This is a genomic window from Nocardioides sp., assembly GCF_041393715.1.
GTDB lineage: Bacteria > Actinomycetota > Actinomycetes > Propionibacteriales > Nocardioidaceae > Nocardioides.
In genome coordinates, this window is sequence record NZ_JAWKJQ010000004.1 from 121,128 (window position 1) to 142,438 (window position 21,311).

The 21,311-nt window shown below is 72.8% G+C and carries 20 protein-coding genes and 2 pseudogenes; 8 read left to right on the forward strand and 14 right to left on the reverse strand.

Annotation, left to right across the window (positions count from 1 at the left end; genetic code table 11):
* Window positions 1-29: 29 nt before the first annotated feature.
* Together R2740_RS07675 and R2740_RS07680 are read right to left on the reverse strand one after the other, a co-directional pair.
* Entirely contained in the window at window positions 30-689 is a 660-nt protein-coding gene (locus R2740_RS07675) for a peptidylprolyl isomerase (RefSeq protein ID WP_371302100.1), read from the reverse strand.
* A 23-nt stretch (window positions 690-712) separates the two neighbouring features.
* Window positions 713-1,792, reverse strand: a complete 1,080-nt coding sequence (locus R2740_RS07680; RefSeq protein ID WP_371302101.1) for an alanine racemase — start codon at window positions 1,790-1,792, stop codon at window positions 713-715.
* Window positions 1,793-1,817: 25 nt separating this feature from the next.
* Here R2740_RS07680 and R2740_RS07685 point away from each other — a divergent pair, with 25 nt between their 5' ends.
* Both R2740_RS07685 and tpx read left to right on the forward strand, forming a co-directional pair.
* Window positions 1,818-2,651: an alpha/beta fold hydrolase gene (locus tag R2740_RS07685; RefSeq protein WP_371302102.1), complete on the forward strand. Its 834-nt coding sequence runs from the start codon at window positions 1,818-1,820 to the stop codon at window positions 2,649-2,651.
* 56 nt (window positions 2,652-2,707) lie between these two features.
* Window positions 2,708-3,205: a thiol peroxidase gene (gene tpx, locus R2740_RS07690; protein WP_371302103.1), complete on the forward strand. Its 498-nt coding sequence runs from the start codon at window positions 2,708-2,710 to the stop codon at window positions 3,203-3,205.
* Here tpx and R2740_RS07695 read toward each other — a convergent pair.
* Together R2740_RS07695 and R2740_RS07700 are read right to left on the reverse strand one after the other, a co-directional pair.
* Window positions 3,175-3,834: a calcium-binding protein gene (locus R2740_RS07695; protein WP_371302104.1), complete on the reverse strand. Its 660-nt coding sequence runs from the start codon at window positions 3,832-3,834 to the stop codon at window positions 3,175-3,177. The genes tpx and R2740_RS07695 overlap by 31 nt on opposite strands.
* An 80-nt stretch (window positions 3,835-3,914) precedes the next feature.
* Window positions 3,915-5,048, reverse strand: coding sequence for a methyltransferase domain-containing protein (locus R2740_RS07700; RefSeq protein WP_371302105.1), 1,134 nt, complete (start codon window positions 5,046-5,048; stop codon window positions 3,915-3,917).
* A gap of 116 nt (window positions 5,049-5,164) precedes the next feature.
* Between R2740_RS07700 and R2740_RS07705 the strand changes: the two genes are divergently transcribed.
* From R2740_RS07705 to R2740_RS07715, 3 genes are read left to right on the forward strand one after another with little or no spacing between them, the layout of a single operon-like run.
* Complete coding sequence (locus R2740_RS07705; RefSeq protein ID WP_371302106.1) at window positions 5,165-5,491, forward strand: ArsR/SmtB family transcription factor; 327 nt, start codon at window positions 5,165-5,167, stop codon at window positions 5,489-5,491.
* Complete coding sequence (locus R2740_RS07710) at window positions 5,488-6,429, forward strand: SRPBCC domain-containing protein (RefSeq protein ID WP_371302107.1); 942 nt, start codon at window positions 5,488-5,490, stop codon at window positions 6,427-6,429. Before R2740_RS07705 ends, R2740_RS07710 begins: the two co-directional genes overlap by 4 nt.
* Window positions 6,430-6,468: 39 nt before the next feature.
* A complete protein-coding gene (locus R2740_RS07715; RefSeq protein ID WP_371302108.1) occupies window positions 6,469-7,278 on the forward strand; it encodes a class I SAM-dependent methyltransferase in 810 nt (269 codons plus the stop codon).
* A 51-nt stretch (window positions 7,279-7,329) separates the two neighbouring features.
* On the opposite strand, the gene R2740_RS07720 is transcribed toward R2740_RS07715, so the two are convergent.
* The 7 genes and pseudogenes from R2740_RS07720 to R2740_RS07750 all read right to left on the reverse strand — a co-directional run bounded on the left by R2740_RS07720 (window position 7,330) and on the right by R2740_RS07750 (window position 15,592).
* Complete coding sequence (locus R2740_RS07720; protein ID WP_371302109.1) at window positions 7,330-7,794, reverse strand: adenylyltransferase/cytidyltransferase family protein; 465 nt, start codon at window positions 7,792-7,794, stop codon at window positions 7,330-7,332.
* A 13-nt stretch (window positions 7,795-7,807) separates the two neighbouring features.
* Window positions 7,808-10,178 (reverse strand): annotated as a pseudogene (locus tag R2740_RS07725) (ATP-binding cassette domain-containing protein).
* A gap of 118 nt (window positions 10,179-10,296) precedes the next feature.
* Window positions 10,297-10,941, reverse strand: a complete 645-nt coding sequence (locus R2740_RS07730) for an ABC transporter ATP-binding protein (protein WP_371302110.1) — start codon at window positions 10,939-10,941, stop codon at window positions 10,297-10,299.
* On the reverse strand, window positions 10,938-11,762 hold the full coding sequence (locus tag R2740_RS07735; RefSeq protein WP_371302111.1) for an ABC transporter ATP-binding protein: 825 nt from the start codon (window positions 11,760-11,762) through the stop codon (window positions 10,938-10,940). The genes R2740_RS07730 and R2740_RS07735 overlap by 4 nt, the downstream gene beginning before the upstream one ends.
* Window positions 11,749-14,526 carry a hypothetical protein gene (locus tag R2740_RS07740; protein WP_371302112.1) on the reverse strand — a complete coding sequence of 926 codons (2,778 nt, stop codon included), beginning with the start codon at window positions 14,524-14,526 and terminating at the stop codon, window positions 11,749-11,751. Before R2740_RS07740 ends, R2740_RS07735 begins: the two co-directional genes overlap by 14 nt.
* A 23-nt stretch (window positions 14,527-14,549) precedes the next feature.
* Window positions 14,550-15,350 (reverse strand): alpha/beta fold hydrolase, encoded by an 801-nt coding sequence (locus R2740_RS07745; protein WP_371302113.1) that lies wholly within the window; start codon window positions 15,348-15,350, stop codon window positions 14,550-14,552.
* Between the two features lie 119 nt (window positions 15,351-15,469).
* A complete protein-coding gene (locus R2740_RS07750; RefSeq protein ID WP_371302114.1) occupies window positions 15,470-15,592 on the reverse strand; it encodes a hypothetical protein in 123 nt (40 codons plus the stop codon).
* 233 nt (window positions 15,593-15,825) lie between these two features.
* Between R2740_RS07750 and R2740_RS07755 the strand changes: the two genes are divergently transcribed.
* On the forward strand, window positions 15,826-17,445 hold the full coding sequence (locus R2740_RS07755; protein WP_371302115.1) for a hypothetical protein: 1,620 nt from the start codon (window positions 15,826-15,828) through the stop codon (window positions 17,443-17,445).
* Window positions 17,446-17,476: 31 nt separating this feature from the next.
* On the opposite strand, the gene R2740_RS07760 is transcribed toward R2740_RS07755, so the two are convergent.
* Genes R2740_RS07760 through R2740_RS07770 form a run of 3 tightly spaced genes read right to left on the reverse strand, consistent with a single transcriptional unit; the run spans window position 17,477 to window position 19,106 of the window.
* Window positions 17,477-17,920, reverse strand: coding sequence for a hypothetical protein (locus tag R2740_RS07760; protein WP_371302116.1), 444 nt, complete (start codon window positions 17,918-17,920; stop codon window positions 17,477-17,479).
* Between the two features lie 50 nt (window positions 17,921-17,970).
* The gene (locus R2740_RS07765; protein WP_371302117.1) at window positions 17,971-18,459 is read right to left on the reverse strand and encodes a DUF1707 domain-containing protein; all 489 of its coding nucleotides are present in this window, start codon (window positions 18,457-18,459) and stop codon (window positions 17,971-17,973) included.
* A complete protein-coding gene (locus R2740_RS07770) occupies window positions 18,456-19,106 on the reverse strand; it encodes a PadR family transcriptional regulator (protein WP_371302118.1) in 651 nt (216 codons plus the stop codon). Before R2740_RS07770 ends, R2740_RS07765 begins: the two co-directional genes overlap by 4 nt.
* A gap of 115 nt (window positions 19,107-19,221) precedes the next feature.
* Here R2740_RS07770 and R2740_RS07775 point away from each other — a divergent pair, with 115 nt between their 5' ends.
* Window positions 19,222-19,731 (forward strand): CAP domain-containing protein, encoded by a 510-nt coding sequence (locus R2740_RS07775; RefSeq protein ID WP_371302119.1) that lies wholly within the window; start codon window positions 19,222-19,224, stop codon window positions 19,729-19,731.
* 54 nt (window positions 19,732-19,785) lie between these two features.
* Window positions 19,786-21,311: pseudogene (locus R2740_RS07780) on the forward strand (helix-turn-helix domain-containing protein).

Here is a 21,311-nt window from a genome sequence, read left to right on the forward strand (position 1 = left end):
GACGCGCCCTGACGGGTGGGAGCGCACGGTCAGTCGAGGGTGACGCCGGTGAGGTCGACGGCCGTGTTGGGCTTGCCGTCGCCCTTCGGGGTCGAACCGCCCGCCGCGATGGTGCGCACCAGCGAGGTGCTCTCGCCGTCGAGGGTCCCGAAGACGGTGTAGAACGGGTCGAGCTGAGTGTCCTCGTAGACGATGAAGAACTGCGAGCCGCCGGTGCCGGGGCCGGCGTTGGCCATCGCCAGGGTGCCGGCTGGGTAGCTCTCGGAGTCGTCGTACTCATCGGGGATGGTGTAGCCGGGGCCGCCGTAGCCGGTGCCGGTCGGGTCGCCGCACTGGAGCACGTAGATGCCCTCGGTGGTGAGCCGGTGGCACGGCGTGGAGTCGAAGTAGCCCTGGTCGGCGAGCGACAGGAACGAGGTCACCGTGCAGGGCGCGTGCGCGCCGTCGAGCGTGGCGTGCAGGTCGCCCTGCGTCGTCGAGATGGTCACCTCGACCGGCCCGGTGGCGGTGGCCTGGCTCGGCGGCAGGTCGACCTTCTTGGCGGCGTCGCCGGCGGGCGTGAACGCGCACGACGGCGCGGCCGGCGCCGGGCTGGACTCGGGTGCGTCGTCGCCGCAGGCGGCCAGCGCGCTCACCGGGAGCAACAGGACGGCGGCCACGACGGCCGGGTGCACACGAGGTCGACGCATGGCGCCGATGGTACGGCGACCACCTAGGCTTTCCGGCCGCGGGCCGCGACAGCCCAGGACACCCACTGCTGGTCCTGAGCGGCGCGTGGGTCCTCGGCCCGGTCGTGCTCGGTGACCCAGAGGCGGTCGGCGAGGTTGACGGCGTTGCAGACGTGGTTGGGCACCAGTCGGACGGTGCTGCCCAGCGGGGGAGGGGACGAGCACTCGACGACCGCGTGATGCTCGGAGAGCTGCACGACGCGAGCCTCGGGATCGTCGAGCAGGCGGCCGAAACCGGTGGCCCACGGAGCCCGGTCGGCGCCGAGCGCCTTGCTCCCGGCGTCGACGACGAACCGCCCAGGACCGCGGCTGACCACCGTGGCCCGGCAGGTGAGCGCGATCTCGTCCGCGGTGCACGCGCCGAGCTCCCACTGCTGCGCGTCACCGAAGACGTAGACGCCGGGCCGGACCTCGGTGAGTGCCGAGGCGTCACTGTGCGCCAGGCTGGGCGTCGAGCCCCCACTGACCACCGGGTCGAGACCGAGCGCTCGGACCCCCGCCGCGGCCTCGGCCAGGGCCACGGCCTCGTCGCGAGCAGCGGCGGCGCGTCCCTGTGGGGCGTAGCTGTGGCCGGGGAAGCTGAACACGCCCCGCACCGACAGCCCGGCGCGGAGAGCCGCCTCGGCGACCCGGCCCGCCTCGGCGGCAGCGACACCGGTGCGGTGGTGCCCGGTGTCGACCTCGACCAGCACGTCCACGGGGCGGCCGGCGAGCGCCCGGCCCGCCTGGGCCGCGGCCTCGGGCGACTCGACGCCGATCGCGATCCGCACCCGACCCGCGAGGTCGCCCAGCCGCCCGGCGCGCTCGGCGTCGACCCAAAGCGGGTAGGCCACGAACAGGTCGGTGGCTCCGTGGTCGGCGAACACCTCCGCCTCGCCCACCGTGGCCACCGTCAGGCCAACGGCGCCGTGCGCGAGCTGCATCGCGGCGAGGTCGGGGGACTTGTGTGTCTTGGCATGCGGCCGGAGCGCCAGCCCGCGGTCGGCGGCCCACCCGGCGACCCGGCGTACGTTGGCCTCGACGCGCGACCGGTCCACAGAGAGGAACGGGGTGGGTGGCCGCATGGGCCCACTGTTGCAGGATGGCGGCGTGGAGCAGAACCCCGAGATCGGCGCGAGCGTGCAGGCGGCCGGCCTCGAGACCAACTACCACCGCGCCGGCGAGCCGTCCGCGGTGCCGCCCGCACTGCTGCTGCACGGGTCGGGACCCGGCGTGTCGGCGTGGGCCAACTGGCGGCTCAACCTGCCGGCGCTGGGGGAGCGTCTGGAGGTGTTCGCGCCGGACCTGGTGGGGTTCGGCTTCACCGAGCGCCCCGCCGATGCGGCCTACGGGCTGGACCGGTGGCGCACGCACCTGGTCGAGTTCGCGGACGCGCTCGGCCTGGAGCGCTTCAGTCTGGTGGGCAACAGCTTCGGGGGCGCGCTGGCGCTGTCGATCGCGACGACGATGCCGGAGCGGGTCCACCGCCTGGTGCTGATGGGCTCCGTGGGCGTGCCGTTCGAGCTGACGCCCGGGCTGGACGCCGTGTGGGGCTACCAGCCGTCACTGGAGGCGATGCGCGGGCTGCTCGACCTGTTCGCCCACGACCGATCCCTGGTCACCGACGAGCTCGCGGAGCTGCGGTACGCCGCCTCGGTGCGCCCCGGCTTCCAGGAGTCCTTCGCGGCGATGTTCCCAGAACCCCGACAGCGCTGGGTGGATGCGATGACGGTGCCCGACGAGGCGATCCGGGCCCTACCGCACCCGACCCTGGTGCTGCACGGTCGCGAGGACCGGGTGATCCCGATGAGCAACGCGCTGCGGCTGCTCGAGCTGGTGCCGCATGCGCAGTGCCACCTCTTCGGCGAGTGCGGCCACTGGACCCAGATCGAGCACGCCGCCACGTTCAACCGGCTGGTGGGCGACTTCCTGACCCGGCCCTGACCCGCCCCGACGGACCGCCGGGACCGGCCGTTGCCCGGCTGTGCTAGACACCCCTCATGGCTTCCACCACTTTCGGAGACACCACCGTCCAGACCGTCGCAGAGCTGCCCGAGGTGGGCTCCTCGGCGCCGGCGTTCACCGTCGTCGACGCCGACGTCCGGGACGTCGAGTCCACCGACTACGCCGGGCAGCGCGTCGTGCTGAACATCTTCCCCAGCGTCGGGACCGGTGTCTGCTCGCAGAGCGTGCGGACCTTCAACCAGCTGGCCGCCTCACTCGAGAACACCACGGTGATCTGCGTGAGCAAGGACCTGCCGTTCGCCCTCAAGGCATTCTGTGGCGCCGAGGGCATCGACCGGGTGCTCACGACCTCGGCGTTCCGCAGCAGCATCGGCGACGACTACGGCGTGGCGATGGCCGACGGGCCCTGGCGCGGCCTGCTCGCCCGCGCCGTCGTGGTGCTCGACACCGACGGCACGGTGCTCCACACCCAGCTCGTGCCGGCCATCGGCCAGGAGCCCGACTACGACGCCGCGGTGGCGGCGCTGAGCTGAGGAAGCGCGGCGGGCGGGTAGACCACGTGCTCGCAGTCGGTGACCAGGACCTTGATCGCCACGTCGAGCACCACGGTGTCGTCGCCTGGCCCGCAGTCGATGCTGAGGGACCCTTGCGGTGCCCCGCGCAGCGTGATCGTGTCGTTGCCGCCCTCTCCCCAGACCTGGTCGTAGCCGTCGATGACGATGGTGTCGCCGCCGGATCCGCCGTGGATCGTGTCCTTCACGGTGTCCCCGCCCGAGCGGATCTTGTCGTTGCCAGCGCCACCCCACAGCGAGTCGCGACCGGCGCCGCCGTCGAGGAGGTCGCCGCCCCCACCACCCCAGATCGAGTCGCCGCCGGCCTGCCCGAAGAGCCGATCGCTGCCGCCCTCGCCCCAGATCCGGTCCTGGCCCGCCGCGCCGTAGACCTTGTCGGCTCCGGAACCGGACCAGACGCTGTCGGAGCCGCCACGCGCGTAGACCTTGTCGGCTCCGCCGTAGCTCCACACCGAGTCGCCATGTGAGGTGGCGTGGATCGTGTTGGCCCTGGCGTTGCCGCGGAACGTCCCTGCCTCGGCGGGGGCGGCGACGACGAGCAGGGTTGTCACCGTGACGGCCGCGAGGGTGGCGACACCGCGTCGGGTCATGGGGCACCTCCTGGGTGGGTTCAGCGGGATACTGCCACCTGACCGTCGACTCGGACACCCTCTCGTCGTCTGGTGGGCCATCAACCCCGCCGGGCCAGCACCAGCACCTCGGCGTGCCGGGTCTGGGGGAACATCGCGAACCCGCGGGCGTGGACGACCCGGAGCGACGGCATCGCCCGCAGGTCGGCGGCCAGGGTGCCGGCGTCGCAGCTGGAGTAGAGCAGATGGGTCGTGGGGGAGCGTTCCAGCCGGTCCGTGAGCTCGGCGCCCAGTCCACGTCGGGGCGGGTTGACGATCACCAGGTCGGGGGCGTCGTGCGCCTCGGCGTACGACGTGGCGTCGGCGGCGACGAACCCCACCCGCCCGTCGAGCCCGCTCTCGGTTGCTGCCTGTTGCGCGCTGCGCACCGCCTCCGCGGCCACCTCGACACCGGTGACCGTCGCCCGGGGGAGCGCTGTCGCCGCGGTGAGGGCGAACCCACCGACGCCGCAGTAGAGGTCCCAGGCCGTGGCGACCTCCAGCCCGCCCACCCAGGTCGCCGCCTGGGCGTAGAGGTGGGTGGCCACCACGGTGTTGGTCTGGAAGAAGCTGCGTGGTCGCAGGTGGAGCGTCAGGTCCGCCACCCGCATCGGCAGCTGGCGGTCGCGGGTCAACCAGATCTCCTCCGCTCCCTCGAGCAGCGCCTCATGGCGCGGAAGGAGGTTGGCCGTGACCACGCGGGCGTGCGGGAGCCGGCGCCGCAGCTCCGGCAGTCCCGCCTTCAGCTTGCCGAGCTGGGCACGCGAGCGCAGCACGAAGCGGATCATCAGCTCGCCGTCGGGGGAGTGGGTGACGAGCACGTGCTTGAGCTCCCCGCGGCGCTCCGGGACGTCGTACGGCGTGAGGTCGAGGTCGGCGACCAGAGCGGCCAACGCGACGACGGCCTCGTGCAGACCTGGCTCGTAGAGCCCGCAGTCGCGCAGGTCGACACCTCGCCGCTCGCCGTCGAGGATGCCCAGCGTCGGGGCACCGCGGACACCACCGACCGCCAGCTTCGCCTTGTTGCGGAACCCCTCCTCGGGTCCGTGTGCGGGAGGTCGCCAGACGTCGGCCGGCACGACACCGGCGAGCGCGACCTCGAGGTCGCGTTGCATGGCGGTGAGCTGGTCGGTCGCCGCAACGCCCATCAGCTCGCAGGAGCGGCACTGACCGGCGTCGTAGTAGTCGCAGCGCACCGGACCAGGCTAGGGGCCGCGCGAACGGGCTGGATCGGTGGTGGTGCGGGACGGTCCGGCAGGGCGAACCGGTCGACCCCTTGACGCCGCTAATAAGTGTGTGCTTATCATAAGTGGTGACCGATGCGATGGTGGTGCTCGACGCGCTGGGGGTGCCCACCCGGCGGGCCGTGCTGGAGCTCCTGCAGGGGGGAGAGCACACCGTGCGGGAGCTCACCGATGCCGTCGAGGTGTCCCAGCCGGCGGTCTCCCAGCACCTGAAGGTGCTGGCGGACGCGGGACTGGTGCGGAGCCGGCCGAGCGGCGCGCGACGGCTCTACCGGATCGACCCCGACGGCTTCGCGGAGCTGCGGGTGTGGGTGGACCGGTTCTGGGACGAGGCACTCTCGGAGTTCGCGGCGTTCGTCGACCGCGACCACGACGACCAAGGAGAGACGCGATGACCGAGGCGATGATCGAGACGGCTCCGCCGGTGGTGCGGGCGACCTGGGTGCGCTGCGCGCCGACGCGCGCGTTCGAGGCGTTCACCGACCAGATCGGCGCCTGGTGGCCGCTGCCGACCCACGGCATCTACGGCGACCGGGCCGGCGGTGCCGCGTTCGAGGGCGGCCGGCTGGTCGAGCGCTCCGTGGCGGGGGAGGAGTCCGTCTGGGGCTCGGTGCTCGCCTGGGAGCCTCCCGACCGGCTCGTGGTCAGCTGGCACCCCGGCGGGGAGCCCGACCAGGCCAGCGAGGTCGAGGTGACCTTCGCCGCCGAGGGCGACGGGACGCGCGTGGTGCTGGAGCACCGCGGCTGGGAGCGGTTCGGTGACAGCGCGATGCTCAAGCGGCGACGTTATGTCGGCCCGGGTGCCTGGGGCGCCGTGCTGGAGCACTTCGCCGATGTCGCGGAGGACCGGGTCGACCCCGCCGTGGACCTGGGCGCGCTGCGGTCGGCGTACGACGCCTTCTTCGCGGAGGCCGCCCGCGGTGGTTTCGGTGAGCCGGAGCCAGGGGAGTGGGACGCCGCGCAGGTGCTGGCCCACGTGGCGCTCAACGACCTGGCGATGACCGCGATCGCGCATGCCCTGGTGCACCGGCGCACCGACCTGCGCCTGGGCAACCTCGTCTGCCAGGACCGCGAGGTGATGGCCGCCGAGATCGACCGTGCCGGGAGCCTCGAGGCGCTGATCGGGATGGGCCGCCGGGCGGCCGACGTGGCCATCGCCGCCGTGAGCCGCCTCGACGAGGACCAGCTCGACGCGCTGGTGCACTGCACGCTGCACCACGACGGCGAGGTGGTCCTGGACCAGCCGATGCCGTGGGTCCAGATCGCCGTGCACCTCCAGGCGTCCCGCCACCTGCCCGCCCACGTGGAGCAGCTGGCCAAGCTCCGGGGCTGAGTCACCCCGCCGCGGGGACCGCACGTACGCTGTTCGACCATGGTCGAGGGGACCCCGGCACCGGACACCGACGGCGTGGGCGGCAGCGTGGGCGGCGGTGTGGTCAGCGGCGTGGTCGGCGGCGACGCCAGCCGGCCCTGGCAGACCCTTGCCTCGGGGTACGAGCAGGCTCGCTCCCGTGAGGACTCGCTGGACCGACTCGTCGAGTGGCCGGCACAGCGCTCGCTCCTCGGTGACGTGACCGGGCTGACGATCCTGGACGCCGGCTGCGGCAACGGGGCCAAACTGGCCCAGCTGGCCCGCGAGGGAGCCGTCGGGTCGGTCGGCGTGGACGTCAACGGCGACTTCGTCACGCCGCCGCCGGGCGTCGAGCTGGTCGAGGGCGACCTCTCCGACCTGGCGTCGGTGCCGGGACTCGCTGGCCGGCGGTTCGACCGGATCCTGTTCCTGCAGTCGTTCGGCTACGCCGCCGACGGCGTCGCCGCCCTGCGCACCGCGCGGGACATGCTGACCGACGACGGCTTCATCCTGCTCACCCGGACGCAGCCGGTCCGCTACGCCCTCGAGCGAGCCGAGGAGAACGGGACCACGCTCGGCGAGGAGTACTTCGCCACCGAGTCGTTCTCCTACCGGCATCGCGGGTGGAACGACCAGGTCACCCTCACCAAGCGTCCCTACACGATGTCGGACCTGTTGAACACGTTCAGCGCCGCCGGCCTCTGGATCGAGACCGCCGTGGAGCCGCAGCTGCCCGCCGAGGCCGCCGAGCGCTACCCCCACAAGCAGGCAGTGATGAACAAGTACCTCGGCATCCTGATGTTCACGCTGCGGCCGCTGCCCGGGGGATAGACCGGCTGCGTCGGTCTGGGGGACTACTCGCCTCCGCTTCCTGACATAATGTCAGTTATCGGCGATATCCCCAGGGGTGGAGTGGGGTGGTTGGCCGCGATCCAGGACCCTCCGGATCACCGCCGTGGTCGACAGCGTGGACGTCCGCGGCACCAGACGCAGTAGGTCGGCGGCGACGGCCTCGCCGTAGACGTCCGCGGCGACGTCGGGCGCCAGGTCGTCACCGTGGACGACGAGGTCGATGTCGTGCGCGGCCAGGAACTCCGCGGTGACCCGTAGCGGGGCGTCGACGACCACCTCGTCGACGAAGCGGCAGGCGGCGATCACCGTGACGCGCTCCTCGAGAGTCATGATCGGCCGCCGCTTGTAGGCCTCGGCCGTCTCGTCGCCGAGCACGCCGACGACGACCGTGTCACCGTGCTCACGGGCCGCCCGCAGCAGCTCGACGTGACCGCCGTGGAAGAGGTCGCCGACCATGTCGACGTACACCCGTGAGGCTCGCGCGTCGATCGCCATCGGTCGCCGCTCCTCAGGCTCCGACGTACGCCGCGAGATGCTCGCCCGTGAGCGTCGCACGCCCGGCGACCAGGTCGGCGGGCGTCCCCTCGAAGACCACCCGGCCGCCGTCGTGACCGGCGCCGGGACCCAGGTCGACGATCCAGTCGGCGTGCGCCATCACGGCTTGGTGGTGCTCGATGACGATCACCGACTTGCCCGCGTCGACCAGCCGGTCCAGCAGTGCCAACAGGTGTTCGACGTCGGCCAGGTGCAGGCCGGTGGTCGGCTCGTCCAGGACCAGCACGCCGCCCTTCTGACCGAGATGCGTGGCCAGCTTGAGGCGTTGCCGCTCTCCTCCGGAGAGGGTCGTCAACGGCTGCCCCAGGCTGACATAACCAAGACCGACGTCAACCAGATGACGCAGCACCCTGTGCGCCGCCGGCGTGGCCGCCTCGCCGTCGGCGAAGTGCTCCTCGGCTTCGGCCACCGACATGGCCAGCACCTCGGCGATGTTCTTGCCCCCCAGGGTGTAGTCGAGGACGCTGGCCTGGAAGCGCCTCCCCTCGCACTCCTCACAGGTGGCCGCCATGGTCTCGAGGAACCCCAGCTCGGTGTAGACGACGCCGATCCCGTTGCAGGTCGGGCAGGCGCCCTCGGAGTTGGCGCTGAACAACGCCGGCTTGACGCCGTTCGCCTTGGCGAACGCCTTGCGGACCGGGTCCAACAGCCCCGTGTACGTCGCCGGGTTGCTGCGCCGGGAGCCGCGGATCGGCGCCTGGTCGACCAGGACGACGCCGTCGCGGCCGGCGACCGACCCCTGGATCAGCGAGCTCTTGCCCGAGCCGGCCACGCCGGTGAGGACGCACAGCACACCCAGCGGCAGGTCCACGTCGACGTCACGCAGGTTGTGGGTGTCCGCACCACGGATCTCCAGATGCTCGGTGGCCGTCCGCACGGTGTCCTTCACCGAGGCCCGGTCATCGAGGTGCTGACCGGTGAGGGTGCCGCTGTTGCGGAGCCCCGCGATCGTCCCCTCGAAGACCACCTCGCCGTGCCGACCCCGCGCCGGGCCCCAGGTCGACCACGTGGTCGGCGATCTCGATGGCCTCGGGCTTGTGCTCGACGACGAGCACCGTGTTGCCCTTGTCGCGCAGCTGGCGGAGCAGGTCGTTCATCCGCTGGATGTCGTGGGGGTGCATGCCGATGGTCGGCTCGTCGAAGACGTAGGTCACGTCGGTCAGCGCCGACCCGAGGTGGCGGATCATCTTGGTCCGCTGCGCCTCGCCGCCCGACAGCGTGCCGGCCGGCCGGTCCAGGGAGAGGTAGCCCAGGCCGATCTGCACGAACGAGTCGAGCGTGTCGCGCAGCGTCTCGAGCAGCGGGGCGACGCTGGGCTCGTCGAGGGCGGTCACCCAGGCGGCGAGGTCGCTGATCTGCATCGCACAGACGTCGGCGATGTTGAGCCCGTCGATGCGAGAGGAGCGAGCGCCCTCGTTGAGGCGGGTGCCGTCGCACTCGGGACAGATCGTGAATGTCACCACCCGGTCGACGAAGGCCCGGATGTGGGGCTGCATCGCCTCGCGGTCCTTGGACAGCATCGACTTGGTGATCTTGGGGATCAGCCCCTCGTAGGTCAGGTTGATGCCGTCGACCTTGATCTTGGTGGGCTCCTTGTGGAGCAGGTCGTGCAGCTCCTTCTTGGTGTACTTGCCCAGCGGCTTGGCGGGGTCGAAGTAGCCCGAGCCCTTGAAGATCCGGCCGTACCAGCCGTCCATGCTGTAGCCCGGCACCGTGATCGCGCCCTCGTCGAGCGACTTGGTGGCGTCGTAGAGCTGGGTGTGGTCGAAGTCGCTGACGGACCCGCGGCCGTCGCAGCGCGGGCACATCCCTCCGGTGCGGGTGAAGCTGACCCGCTCACGCCGCTGGTTGGCCTTCTCGACCTGGATCGCGCCGGTGGCCGACACCGAGGCGACGTTGAAGGCGTAGGCGCTCGGCGGGCCGAGGTGCGGCTCCCCCAGCCGGCTGAACAGGATCCGCAGCAGCGCGTTGGCATCGGTGGCGGTGCCGACGGTGGAGCGCGGGTCGGCGCCCAGCCGCTCCTGGTCGACGATGATGGCCGTGGTCAGCCCCTCCAGCACGTCGACATCGGGCCGGGCGAGGGTCGGCATGAAGCCCTGCACGAAGGCGCTGTAGGTCTCGTTGATCATCCGCTGCGACTCCGCGGCGATCGTGCTGAAGACCAGGGAGCTCTTGCCGGACCCGGACACGCCCGTGAACGCCGTCAGCCGGCGCTTGGGGATCTCCAGGCTGACGTCCTTGAGGTTGTTGACCCGGGCGCCGTGGACCCGGATCAGGTCGTGTGCGTCGGCGGGATGCTGCGTGGCGGTCTCCTTGCTGGGCATCGGCCCCTCCCCTCCCCCGGCGGCGACCGCCGAGCGCTCAGCCTAGCCAGGACCCGATGGCCCGGCCCTCCCCTGACGTACGCCGGCCGCGGAACGTGACCGGACACCGCGCGGGCGCTCAGACCACCCGGCCGTCGGAGAGCCGAACCACCCGGTCCGCCGCGGTGATCAGGTCCTCGTCATGGGTGGCCATCAGCACCGCGCTGCCGGCGTCGGTGGCGTCGCGGATGGCCCGGACGAGGAGGTCCACGTGGTCGGCGTCCTGGTGCCCGCTGGGCCTGTCGAGGACCAGCACCTGCGGGCGCAGCACCAGCGCCCGGGCGAGGGCGGTGCGCTGCCGCTCGCCGAGGGAGGTCTCGACGGCGTCGTGATGCTCGAGATGACGCAGGTCGAGCATCTCCAGCATCCGGTCGACCGCCGACCCGTCCCCGCCGGCACGCAGCGCCGGCAGCGCCACGTTGTCGCGCACGTCGAGCCCCGGGACCAGCCCGTGCTGCTGGGGCACGACGGCCACCACCGCCCAGTCGCCGTTCCGCGCCGGTGGCCGACCCCCGACCTGGACCGCGCTCTCACCGCGGGGCATCGGCTCCAGCCCGCTCACCAGGTGGCACAAGGTCGACTTGCCGGACCCGGACGGACCCACCAGGGCGACCAGCTCGCCGGCGGCGACCTCGAGGTCCACCTGGTGCAGCACCTCGACCCGGGCCCGACCGGCGCCATAGCCCCAGCTGAGACCGCGCACCACGACCACCGGCGCGCTCACGACGGGTCATCCGGGCGCGTGAGGTGCACCCCGTCGTCGTCGATGCGCACCACCGCCCGCTGGTCGGGGAACGCCTCCAGGGCCTCCGGCGGCAGCTGCACGCGGCCCGAGGAGTCGATGAACGTCACCGAGCCTCCCGAGCCACGCTCCTCGGCCAGCACGCCGTGCCGCAGGTGCAGCACCCGATCGGCGTGGCGGACCACGCGCGGATCGTGGCTGCTCACCACCACGGCGCCGCCGCGCGCCGCCACGTCGGCGAGCAGCATCAGGACCGCCTCGGCATGCTCGGCGTCCAGCTCCGCCGTGGGCTCGTCGGCCACCAGCACCTCGGGCCTGCCCACGGCGGCCATGGCCACCGCGACACGCTGCTGCTCACCGCCCGAGTGCGCCGCGGGCCGCCGGTCGCCGCAGCCGGTCAGCCCCAGCCGGGCGACGAGCTCGCGAGGGTCCACCCGGGCACTCCGCCAGGAGGCCGCCTGCGAGAGGTGGTCGAGCACGGTCAGATGCGGGAACAACGCGGCCGAGGCGCGCTGCGGGACCCACGAGACGCGGGTGCGGCGCAGGCTCCGCAGCTGGCGCGGGGAGGCGCCGCCGACGTCCACACCGAGGACCTCCACCCAGCCGGCGCTGGGCTCGTCGCGGGCGGCGACCAGCGACAGCAGGCTGCTCTTGCCGCTGCCCGAGGGGCCGGTGACCACCGTGAGCTGGCCGCGGTGGATCTCGGCGTCGATGCCCTTGAGGGCCTGCGTCTCCTCCGTCGCCCTGCCGTAGACGCGGACGACGGAGCGGCAGGCCACCGCGACCCGGTCATCTGTTGCCACGGAGCACCTCCTCGGGTGGGGTGCGGCTTCCGCGGGCGAGGACCAGGAGGCCCGCGACCAGCACCCCGACGACGCCTCCGAGCCAGGTCACCAGCTCGCGCGTGTCGAGGTGTGGTCGCGTCAGTGGTGGGAGCTGGGGCACGGTCTCGATCGTCGTCGGCGCCCGGACGAGCAGCCAGATGGTCAGCGCTGCCGCGAGCCACGCCACCACGAGCGCCGCCACCAGCTCGCGAGCGCGCGAGGCCGCGAGCTCCCGGCGGGTCCATCCCATCCGCTGCAGCAGCAGGTCGGTGACGACATCTCGTTCGACCAGCCTCCGGGCGAGGAGCACGACGGCGGCCACCACCAGGAGTGCGGCCCCCACCTCGAGGGGGCCCAGATAGCCGACGGCCCATCCCGACGCCAGCAGCTCCGGCCGGCTGCCGACCTGCTGGATCGTCTGCTCGTGCTCCCCCACGAGGCCCTCTCCCTCCAGGGCGGCGCGCAGGTCGTGCGTCGAGCGGCCCGACCAGACCTGCGCCGAGAACTCACCGGCCAGGGTGCTCTCGCTCTTGATCCGCGGGTCGATGCCGGTCAGGCGACGTGCGAACAGGCCCGAGCGGGCGGCGACCACCGTCACGTCGGGGGACGCGGCCGTGGTGCCGGGGAACGTGTCGAGCACCGCGACCACCGTGATCGGGACCAACGGGCCGGGTGCCAGCGCCATCGTCCCGAGGTCGCCGACATCCTGGTCCGTCGGGCCGACCAGGATCACCGGGACCGGAGCCAGGCCCGCGTCGTCGGGCGACGCCAGGGTGTCCGCCTTGGCGCGCTCGCTGGCGACCGCGAGGAGGTGCAGGGCGCGTCGCGCCTCGCCGCCCAGCGTTGCTCCCCAGTCGGCCACCCGGTCCAGCTCCGCGGGCTCGACGACCCACAGCGGATGCGAGCCGAACGCGGGTGGCAGGGTGGCGGGTCGGGTGTGGATCACCGTCGAGTCCGGACCGGCCAGGTCGGGCAGTCGCCGGAAAGCGACGCCCTGGAGCTGTTGTCCGAGGTCGACGGTGGTGCGTGCGCCGGCCAGGCCGGCGGTCTTGTCGGCCACGGAGTCCTGGACCCCGCGGCGTACGGCCAGGCCGTAGCCGAGCACCGACAGGCCCACCACCAGGGCGAGCGTCACCGGCACCAGCGTGGCCAGCGAGGAGCGGTGCCGGGCCAGCCAGGCCCCCGAGCCGGGCCGGCAGGGCCATCGGGGCAGCCGCGGCCGCAGCAGCTGCCACAGCCAGGTGGCGGTGACGGCCACGGCCCCGGCCGTCGCGAGCGGGAAGAGCAGGGTCAGCGGGCCGGCGGCCCGGCCCGCCGGCTCGCTCGACACCGCGGCCACCGCAACCACGACGCCGAGCACCAGGACCCCGGCGCGCCAGACCGAGGCACGCCCGAGGGCCGACGTGTGCCGTCGCCCTGGCAGGCGCTCCTGACGCAGGGCGGTGACCACTGCGACAGCGGCGCCGGCCACCAGGACCACGGCCAGGCCGCCGGCGGTGAGCAGCGCCGCCTCGACCCGGCTCTCCGCCATGCCCGGGCGTCCGGGAGGGCCGAAGAACCGTACGTCGGCCCACGCGAGGAGCAGCCCCATCGGCGCGGCGAGGACGGCCACCGGCACCAGCTCCAGCGTGGCCACCAGCCCGCGCTGGAGGAGAGACATGCCCGACGCCGTCATCGACTCGTGCTCGAGGGAGCGTCGCGACGCGAGCAGCACCAGCGCGACCAGGAGCAGCCCCACCGCCAGCAGGACCGTGGCCCGGACGAAGGGGGTGACCTGGACGCGCGACTGGTCCGCGGCGATCCGCGCGCCCCTGAGGATGGCCGGCGCCGCCGTCACCACCTGGGGCGTGATGGGCTCCGGCTTGGCGGTGTCGAGACCGGTGCGCAGCACGTCGCCGGGCTCGTAGAGCCGCTTCTCGAACCTCTCGACCGCCGCGACCGCCGTCGCGAACCGGGCCGGTGTCGGGTCGCCCTCGAGTCGCAGGTCGGCGGTGTAGCGGGGGGCGTCGCGCAGCTGGCGGCACCAGCTCCGGAAGGACTCGGCGTCGGTCACCGCCAGAGCGGTGCCCGCTCCGCTGTCGGGGCGCCACGGGTAGGCGAGCGGGTCGAGCCCGAGCGACTGCAGTGCGGCGGGCAGCGTCGAGCCCTCGACGGGGTCGTAGAGGCCGGCCAGGGGGACGGAGACGACGTGGTCGCCGAGGCCGGGCGTGGAGTACGCCGTGATGCTGAGCTGCACCGGGTCGCCGGCGTGGACCCCGAGCTCCTCCCCGAGGCTCCTCGGCAGCCACAGGCCCGGCGGGGCCGCGCCGCTCCCGGCCAGGGTGTCGACCGCGCCGTCGTGGGTCCAGAGGACCGCGACGACGGACCGACCGTGGGCGCTGACCAGCGGCCGCGCGAACGCGGTCTCGCCGGCACCCGACCCGGTGGTCACCGGGTCGGCGTACCCGGGAAGGTCACGCAGGGCCTGGTGGTAGTCGGCCTCCACGTCCTTCGGGATGCGGCCGGTCCAGGTCACCCGGACGTTGGCCGAGTCGGTGCCGAACGCGTTGGAGTCGGCCGCGCCGCGCTTGGCGCCCAGTGCGGCGTCCTCCGCTGCGTGAAGGAACCATCCGGGAGCCACGAGTGCGGCCACCAGGAGGGCCGAGACCCCGACCAGGACCAGCGACCAGCTGGGTGCGTAGGCGAGCCGGATAGGCGCGCGCCGTAGCAGCGGATGGGGGCGCCTCCCGGACCCGCGAGACATCGTCCGCACCTTCCTCCGCAGGGTCAGTGCTCGGTTCTACCACGCCGGTCCGACGCCAGGAACACACGCAGAGCGGAGACGAACGCCTCGGGCTGCTCGGAGTGCACCCAGTGGCCGGCCCCCTTGATCGTGACCGACGTGGTGCGCGGGAAGAGCCGCCTCATGTCGGCGGCGTGCTCCTCCTGGACGTACGCCGACCGCTCGCCGGCGATCCACAGCACCGGGTGGTCGAACCTCCCCTCCAGGGCCGGGAACCCGCCGATCGTGGCCAGGTCGCGGCGGAGCAGGGACAGGTTGGCCTGCCAGGAGAAGCCCTCGGTGCTGGAACGCAGGTTCTGCAGCAGGAAGGCACGGACCCGGTCGTCGGGGATCGCCCCGGCCAGGGCCGCGTCGGCCTCGGACCGTCGGGACAGGGCGGCCAGGTCGAGGCCGGCGAGGCTGTCGAGGAGGTGCACGAACTCGCCCGCGCCCTCGCTCTCGGCCGGGGAGATGTCCACCACCACGAGTCGGTCCACCAGCTCGGGGTGCTGCAGCGCCAGCAGCATCGCCACCTTGCCGCCCATCGAGTGGCCCACGACGTGCATCGGCGGCTCGCCGGGATAGCGCTCACGCAGCGTCTCGGCCACGGCGTCGGCCATCGCCGGATAGGGGACCTCGTCGCTCCAAGGCGACCGGCCGTGGTCGGGCAGGTCGACCAGCGCCGAGCGCAGGTCCGGAGTCAGTGCCTTCGCGACCTGCAGGAAGTTGCGGCCCTGACCGAACAGTCCGTGCAGGAACACCACCCGCGGCCCGGCCTCGCCCACCTCGAGGACGTGCAGGCTCATCCGGGGTCTCCCCCGACGGACTGTGACCGCGCGGCGACGAAGTCCGGCTCCATAGGACAGGAGACTAGAAGACCTGGGTCGGGCCGGGGTGGCCAGCACCCCGCCCGAGGACGGCCGGGTCAGTCGCGGTCGTGGCGGTCGGCGACCCACGAGCCGTGGTCGCAGTGGTAGACGTGGCCGCCGTCGTGACCGGCCGGACGCTGGCAGGTGAGCACGCCGCCGTTGAGCCTGGACTCGCACATCGTCACCACTCCTCTCTGTTCCTGGGAGGACCGCCGGGGCCGTCTCCTGATACGACGCCCGGCACGCCCGATCGGTTGCTTCGAGGGAGCCACCAGTAGACGTCCGTCCTGCGGACCCAGGGCCGCAACCGGCGAAGATGACCCGAACGGGTCAGCCGGCACCACCTCACCGGTCGGTCACGATTCACCCGTTCCGCCACGGCGGCCCCGGACCGGCCTTTACCCTCGGCGGCATGACTGACATCGGGGGACTCGCCGAGTTCGGACGGGTTCCGACCGGCCCGGCGCCCGAGCCCCAGGGCGACCCGGTCCCGCTGCCGCCACCCGGCGCAGCGGCGCCCCCGCCTACCGTGACGGCGTACCCACCGCCGCCCGGCTACGGCATGCCCGGTGCCCCCCAGCCTCCCCGGCCCGACGACAGCGGGGTCCCGATCTGGGCCCTGGTGGCGATGTTCGTGCTGGTCCTCGCCCTCGGCGCGGCGACGGTCTACTTCGTGCTCCCCCGAGGCGGCTCCGACGCGCGGACCTACCCCTCGAGCTGGGACCCGCGCATCGCGCCCTACGTCAAGATCGCGGAGAAGCAGCGAGGCCTGAAGTTCCAGCACCCCGTGCAGGTCTACTTCCTGCCCGCGAAGGAGTTCGAGAAGACCGTCACCACCGACGACGCCGAGCTCACCGACGAGGACCGTGCCGAGGTGGAGCGGATGACCGGCGAGATGCGGGCCCTCGGCCTGCTGACCGGCGACGTCGACCTCACCGCTGCCATGAACGACGCCCAGAGCGGCGGGGTGCTGGCCTACTACTCCCTCGAGGACGAGACGATCACCGTCCGAGGCACCAAGGTGCGGCCCGAGGTGCGGTCCACGCTGGTCCACGAGCTGACCCACGTGCTGCAGGACCAGAACTTCTCGCTGGGCGCGAAGTACGCCCGCCTCCAGGAGGACGAGGCCGCGTCGGACTCCACCGCGCTCTCCGTGCTGCGCGCGATCGCCGAGGGCGACGCGGAGCGGATCGAGGCGAAGTACCGTGACTCGCTCTCCGCCAAGCAGCGCAAGGCGCTCGACCGCGGTCAGGACCAGCAGGGCAAGACCGCGGACAAGCGGCTCGACGACGTGCCCACCGTCCTGGTCACGATGATGAGCTCCCCCTACCTGCTCGGCTCGGCGCTGGTCGGCGCGGCCGCCGCCGAGGGAGGCAACGACGCCGTCGACGCCCTGCTCCGCGACCCTCCCCAGCACGACATCGCCCTGCTGCAGCCGTTCGCCGCTCTCAAGGGTGCGCGGGGGGTGGCCGACGTCGAGACGCCGCCCACCGCCAAGGACGACACGGTCCACGACACCGGCGAGCTGGGCGCGCTGACGTGGTACCTCATGCTCTCCGAGCGGATGCCCGCGACGCGCGCGCTCTCGGTCGTCGACGGCTGGCACGGCGACTCCTACGTGTCCTACGCCGACGCCGACGGCACCTCGTGCGTCAAGGCGGCCTATGCCGGCCGGACCGCCGGTGACAGCAGGGCGATGCTGCGGGCGCTGCGCGACTGGGTCGGGGCCGCCCCCGGATCACCCGCCAAGGTGCGTCACGAGGGTGACCTGGTGGTGCTGCGCTCGTGCGACCCCGGCAGTGACGCGAAGGTCGGGTCGGACTCCTCGGGCAAGGCACTCGAGCTGGCGGTGACGAGGTCCGCGCTGGGCGTCGGCCTGGTCCGCTCCGGAGCGCGACCGGCGGTGGCGGCGTGCGTGGCCGACCGGCTGGTGCGGATCTACCCCACGACGGCGCTGCTGGACCCCACGTTCGGGGCCGACGACCCGGCCGTGCAGGCCCGGGTCCGGACGGTGGCCGAAGGCTGTCGCTGACGGCGGTCGCACCGCGGCGCGGCCCGCCGGGTCACGGCCAACGGACGCTGATCGGCCACGCCGCGGCGTACCACGCGCGCAGGTGGCTGCGCAGCGGCTCGTCCGACGCGGCCAGGTCGGCTCGGACCCAGCAGTGGGCCGTGCCGTCGGCCTCCCCCGTCGGGTCAGGCTTGAGATAGGCGCAGCCGACCACCGTGACGCCGTCGGCCGGGTCCAGCACCGTCCAGGCGAAGTCCTCGCCGCGCTCGTGGTGCTCACGGTGCCGGACCAGGTCGGCGAGGTTCTCCTCGAGCGTGTAGACCCGCTCCGGCCAGCCGTCGGCCCGGAACCCCTGGGTCGCGTGGATGTGCTCGATCGACGCCGACCAGGCCGCCAGGTCGCTCTCGTTGTGCTCGGGACCGAGCACCTCGAACCGGAACGCGGGATGAGGGGGTGGCAGCGGGACCACGAAGTCGGGCGGCAGGTCGAGGGCCATCGCAGGAACCTAGCGCAGGGACACCCGCGGGTCCTGCGGGTCGACCCTGCTCAGCGGTGCCAGGCGGGCGTCGCCCCGCGACAGGCGACGCGGCGCCGGCCCATGGCCCGACTCGCCACCAGGAAGACCGCCAGCCCCAGCAGGATCCAGGGCAGGTGTGTCAGCACCAGCACCAGGAGCAGCAGGCCGGCGAGCAGCCTGAGGACCGTCGGGACCCCGGCGCCCCCCGCACGCGACCGGGACGGCGTCCAGCCGCCCGGCTGGGGCCACGGTCGGGAGCCCGACCCGGCCCAGGCCACGCTCGGCGCGGGCGGGGTCCACGGCGACCCGCCGGGCAGGTCGGCGAACAGCACGGGCAGCTCGCCGCGGGTCCGGGCGGCATAGGCAGCGTCGAGTCGCTCGGCGTGCTCGTCGGCCGTGAGACGGCCGGCCGCGAAGTGCTCGCCGAGCAACCGCGCGGCCTCCTCGCGCTCGGCGTCGCTGAGACGCAACCGGGTCTGGTCGGGGCGGGGCTGGTCGGGGCGGGGCTGCCCGGTCATTCGGCCTCTCCCTCCGCCAGCAGGCCGTAGAGGCGCCTGCGGGTCTCGGTGAGCAGCTGGACCGCCTCGCGTCGCTGCTGGTCGGTGCCGGTGCTGACGATCTGCCACACGGCGTTCATCAGGGCGCCGATCTCCGGCTTCAGGTTGGCGTAGTCGCCCGGGTCGTCGGCGTCCTCGGGGGTGTCGAACGGCGTCCACACCGCCTCCAGCTCGTCGGGGTGCTCCGCCACGTAGGCCTCGCCGTCGGCCGTCAGCCGGAGGGTACGCCGGCCCTCGGCCGCGTCGGCGGCGACCAGGCCCTCGTCCTCGAGCTGGGAGACCGTGGGATAGACCGACCCCGGGCTGGGGCGCCACGCTCCTCCGCTGCGCTCCTCGATCTGCTGGATGACCTGGTAGCCGTTGCGCGGCCCCTCGCGCAGCACGTCGAGGACCGCGGCGCGGACATCGCCGCGACGGACCTTGGGGCCCCGCTGCTGCATCCCCTGGGCGAGCCCGAACAGCCCGGCCACCCACGGCGGCGGGCCGCCGGTGCCGCGCGCGCCGCGCCCTCCCTGGCCCCAGGGGCCGCGGTCCCCCGGGCGGGGGTGGTGTCGCCACGGGTTGCCCTGGTCGTGGTGCTGTGGGCCGAAGCCGAAGGGTCCCCCCATGGTGTTCTCCTGACGATCGGTTGGCGATATATCGCGATACTACACCGACAGTCACGACAGTCAAGGCTGCCGCGATCGGGCCACGGGACCCGCGACGACCGCCTACCCTGGCGGCATGCTCTCGGCCCGTTCGCTGTCGCTGCTCGTCGCCACGCTCACCCTGACCCTGGTGCTCCCGGTGAGCGTCCTCACCGGTCCCGCCGACGCCGCTCCCCCGGCGCCGCGGCAGGCCTCGGTCACCAGCCGCACGGTCACCCTCAAGCCGGCCCTCCAGAACCTGCTCAGCCGCGTCAACAAGGTGCGCAAGGCCCACGGTCGCAAGCCGCTGCGCGCCACCGTGTGCCTGACCAAGAAGGTCGCCCAGCCGTGGGCGAAGCACATGGCCTCCACCGGCAGCTTCGCCCATCAGGACCTGACCAAGGTCTGGGAGACCTGCCCGTCGCTGACCGCCGTCGGAGAGAACATCGCGGCCGGGCAGCCCACGGCCAAGGCCGTGATGAAGGCCTGGATGAACTCCCCCGGACACCGCAAGAACATCCTGAACCGGAAGTTCCGCAAGATCGGCCTCGGCCTGGCCCGCGACGCCGACGGGACGCCGTACTGGGTGCAGGACTTCGGCCGCTGACCGGATCCGGGCGGCGCCTGGGCGCTATCTCATATCTGAGATACCGTGGACGGCATGACGGAGGACTACAAGAACCGGATCGGCAACCTGATCCGCGACGCCCGGAAGCACCGGGGCCTGACCCAGGCCCAGCTGGCCGAGCTCCTCGCCACCAGCCAGAGCGCCATCAACCGGATCGAGAAGGGCCACCAGAACCTCTCGCTCGAGATGCTGGCGCGGATCGGCGCGGCCCTCGACTCCGAGATCGTCGCGCTCGGTGCCGGGCCGACCCACCTGCGGGTCACCGGTCCGACGCGGCTCTCCGGCAGCATCGATGTGAAGACCTCGAAGAACGCCGGCGTCGCGCTGCTGTGCGCCTCGCTGCTCAACCGGGGCCGGACCACGCTGCGCAAGGTCGCCAGGATCGAGGAGGTCAACCGCCTGCTGGAGGTGCTCGGGTCGCTGGGCGTCCAGACGCGGTGGCTCAACGACGACAACGACCTGGAGATCGTCCCGCCGCCCGAGCTCGACCTCGACCACATCGACGAGCAGGCGGCGCGGCGCACCCGCTCGGTGATCATGTTCCTCGGCCCGCTGATGCACCGCGCCGACACCTTCGAGCTGCCCTACGCCGGGGGTGCAACCTCGGCACCCGCACCGTCGAGCCGCACATGGCGGCGCTGCGTCCCTTCGGTCTCGAGGTCAAGGCCTCCGAGGGCAACTACCACGCCAGCGTCAACCGGGCGATCGAGCCCAGCCGCCCCATCGTGCTCACCGAGCGCGGTGACACCGTCACCGAGAACGCCCTGATGGCGGCCGCGCTGCACCCGGGCACCACGGTGATCCGCAACGCCTCCTCCAACTACATGGTCCAGGACCTGTGCTTCTTCCTGCAGAAGCTCGGCGTGGCGGTCGAGGGCGTCGGCACCACCACGCTGACCGTGACCGGCCTCGAGACGATCGACGTCGACGTCGACTACGCCCCGAGCGAGGACCCGATCGAGGCGATGTCCCTGCTGGCCGCGGCGATCGTGACCAAGTCGGCGATCACCATCGCGCGGGTGCCGATCGAGTTCCTGGAGATCGAGCTGGCGCTGCTGGAGGAGATGGGCTTCGAGTACACCCGTTCCGAGGAGTACCTCGCCCGCAACGGGCAGACCCGGCTGGTCGACCTCACGACCCGCCCCTCGGAGCTGCACGCCCCCCTCGACAAGATCCACCCGATGCCGTTCCCGGGGCTCAACATCGACAACCTGCCGTTCTTCGCGGTCATTGCCGCCGTGGCCGACGGGCAGACGCTGCTGCACGACTGGGTCTACGAGAACCGGGCCATCTACCTCACCGAGCTCACCAAGCTCGGCGCCCAGGTCAAGCTGCTCGACCCCCACCGGGTGATGATCGAGGGGCCGACCCACTGGTCGGGTGCCGAGATCGTCTGCCCGCCCGCGCTGCGGCCGGCCGTGGTCATCCTGCTGGCCATGCTGGTCTCCAAGGGCACCTCGGTGCTGCGCTCGACCTACGTCATCCACCGCGGCTACGAGGACCTCGCGGAGCGCCTCAACCTCCTCGGCGCCCAGATCGAGCCCTTCCGCGACATCTGA

Excerpts from the sequence above, each read along its gene's own strand:
- R2740_RS07715 (WP_371302108.1), top strand. The coding sequence starts at position 6,469 with ATGGTCGAGGGGACCCCGGCACCGGACACCGACGGCGTGGGCGGCAGC.
- R2740_RS07695 (WP_371302104.1), bottom strand. The coding sequence starts at position 3,834 with ATGACCCGACGCGGTGTCGCCACCCTCGCGGCCGTCACGGTGACAACC.
- R2740_RS07740 (WP_371302112.1), bottom strand. The coding sequence starts at position 14,526 with ATGTCTCGCGGGTCCGGGAGGCGCCCCCATCCGCTGCTACGGCGCGCG.
- R2740_RS07760 (WP_371302116.1), bottom strand. The coding sequence starts at position 17,920 with ATGGCCCTCGACCTGCCGCCCGACTTCGTGGTCCCGCTGCCACCCCCT.
- R2740_RS07710 (WP_371302107.1), top strand. The coding sequence starts at position 5,488 with ATGACCGAGGCGATGATCGAGACGGCTCCGCCGGTGGTGCGGGCGACC.
- R2740_RS07775 (WP_371302119.1), top strand. The coding sequence starts at position 19,222 with ATGCTCTCGGCCCGTTCGCTGTCGCTGCTCGTCGCCACGCTCACCCTG.
- R2740_RS07680 (WP_371302101.1), bottom strand. The coding sequence starts at position 1,792 with ATGCGGCCACCCACCCCGTTCCTCTCTGTGGACCGGTCGCGCGTCGAG.
- R2740_RS07770 (WP_371302118.1), bottom strand. The coding sequence starts at position 19,106 with ATGGGGGGACCCTTCGGCTTCGGCCCACAGCACCACGACCAGGGCAAC.
- R2740_RS07745 (WP_371302113.1), bottom strand. The coding sequence starts at position 15,350 with ATGAGCCTGCACGTCCTCGAGGTGGGCGAGGCCGGGCCGCGGGTGGTG.
- R2740_RS07720 (WP_371302109.1), bottom strand. The coding sequence starts at position 7,794 with ATGGCGATCGACGCGCGAGCCTCACGGGTGTACGTCGACATGGTCGGC.
- R2740_RS07675 (WP_371302100.1), bottom strand. The coding sequence starts at position 689 with ATGCGTCGACCTCGTGTGCACCCGGCCGTCGTGGCCGCCGTCCTGTTG.
- R2740_RS07765 (WP_371302117.1), bottom strand. The coding sequence starts at position 18,459 with ATGACCGGGCAGCCCCGCCCCGACCAGCCCCGCCCCGACCAGACCCGG.
- R2740_RS07750 (WP_371302114.1), bottom strand. The coding sequence starts at position 15,592 with ATGTGCGAGTCCAGGCTCAACGGCGGCGTGCTCACCTGCCAGCGTCCG.
- tpx (WP_371302103.1), top strand. The coding sequence starts at position 2,708 with ATGGCTTCCACCACTTTCGGAGACACCACCGTCCAGACCGTCGCAGAG.
- R2740_RS07755 (WP_371302115.1), top strand. The coding sequence starts at position 15,826 with ATGACTGACATCGGGGGACTCGCCGAGTTCGGACGGGTTCCGACCGGC.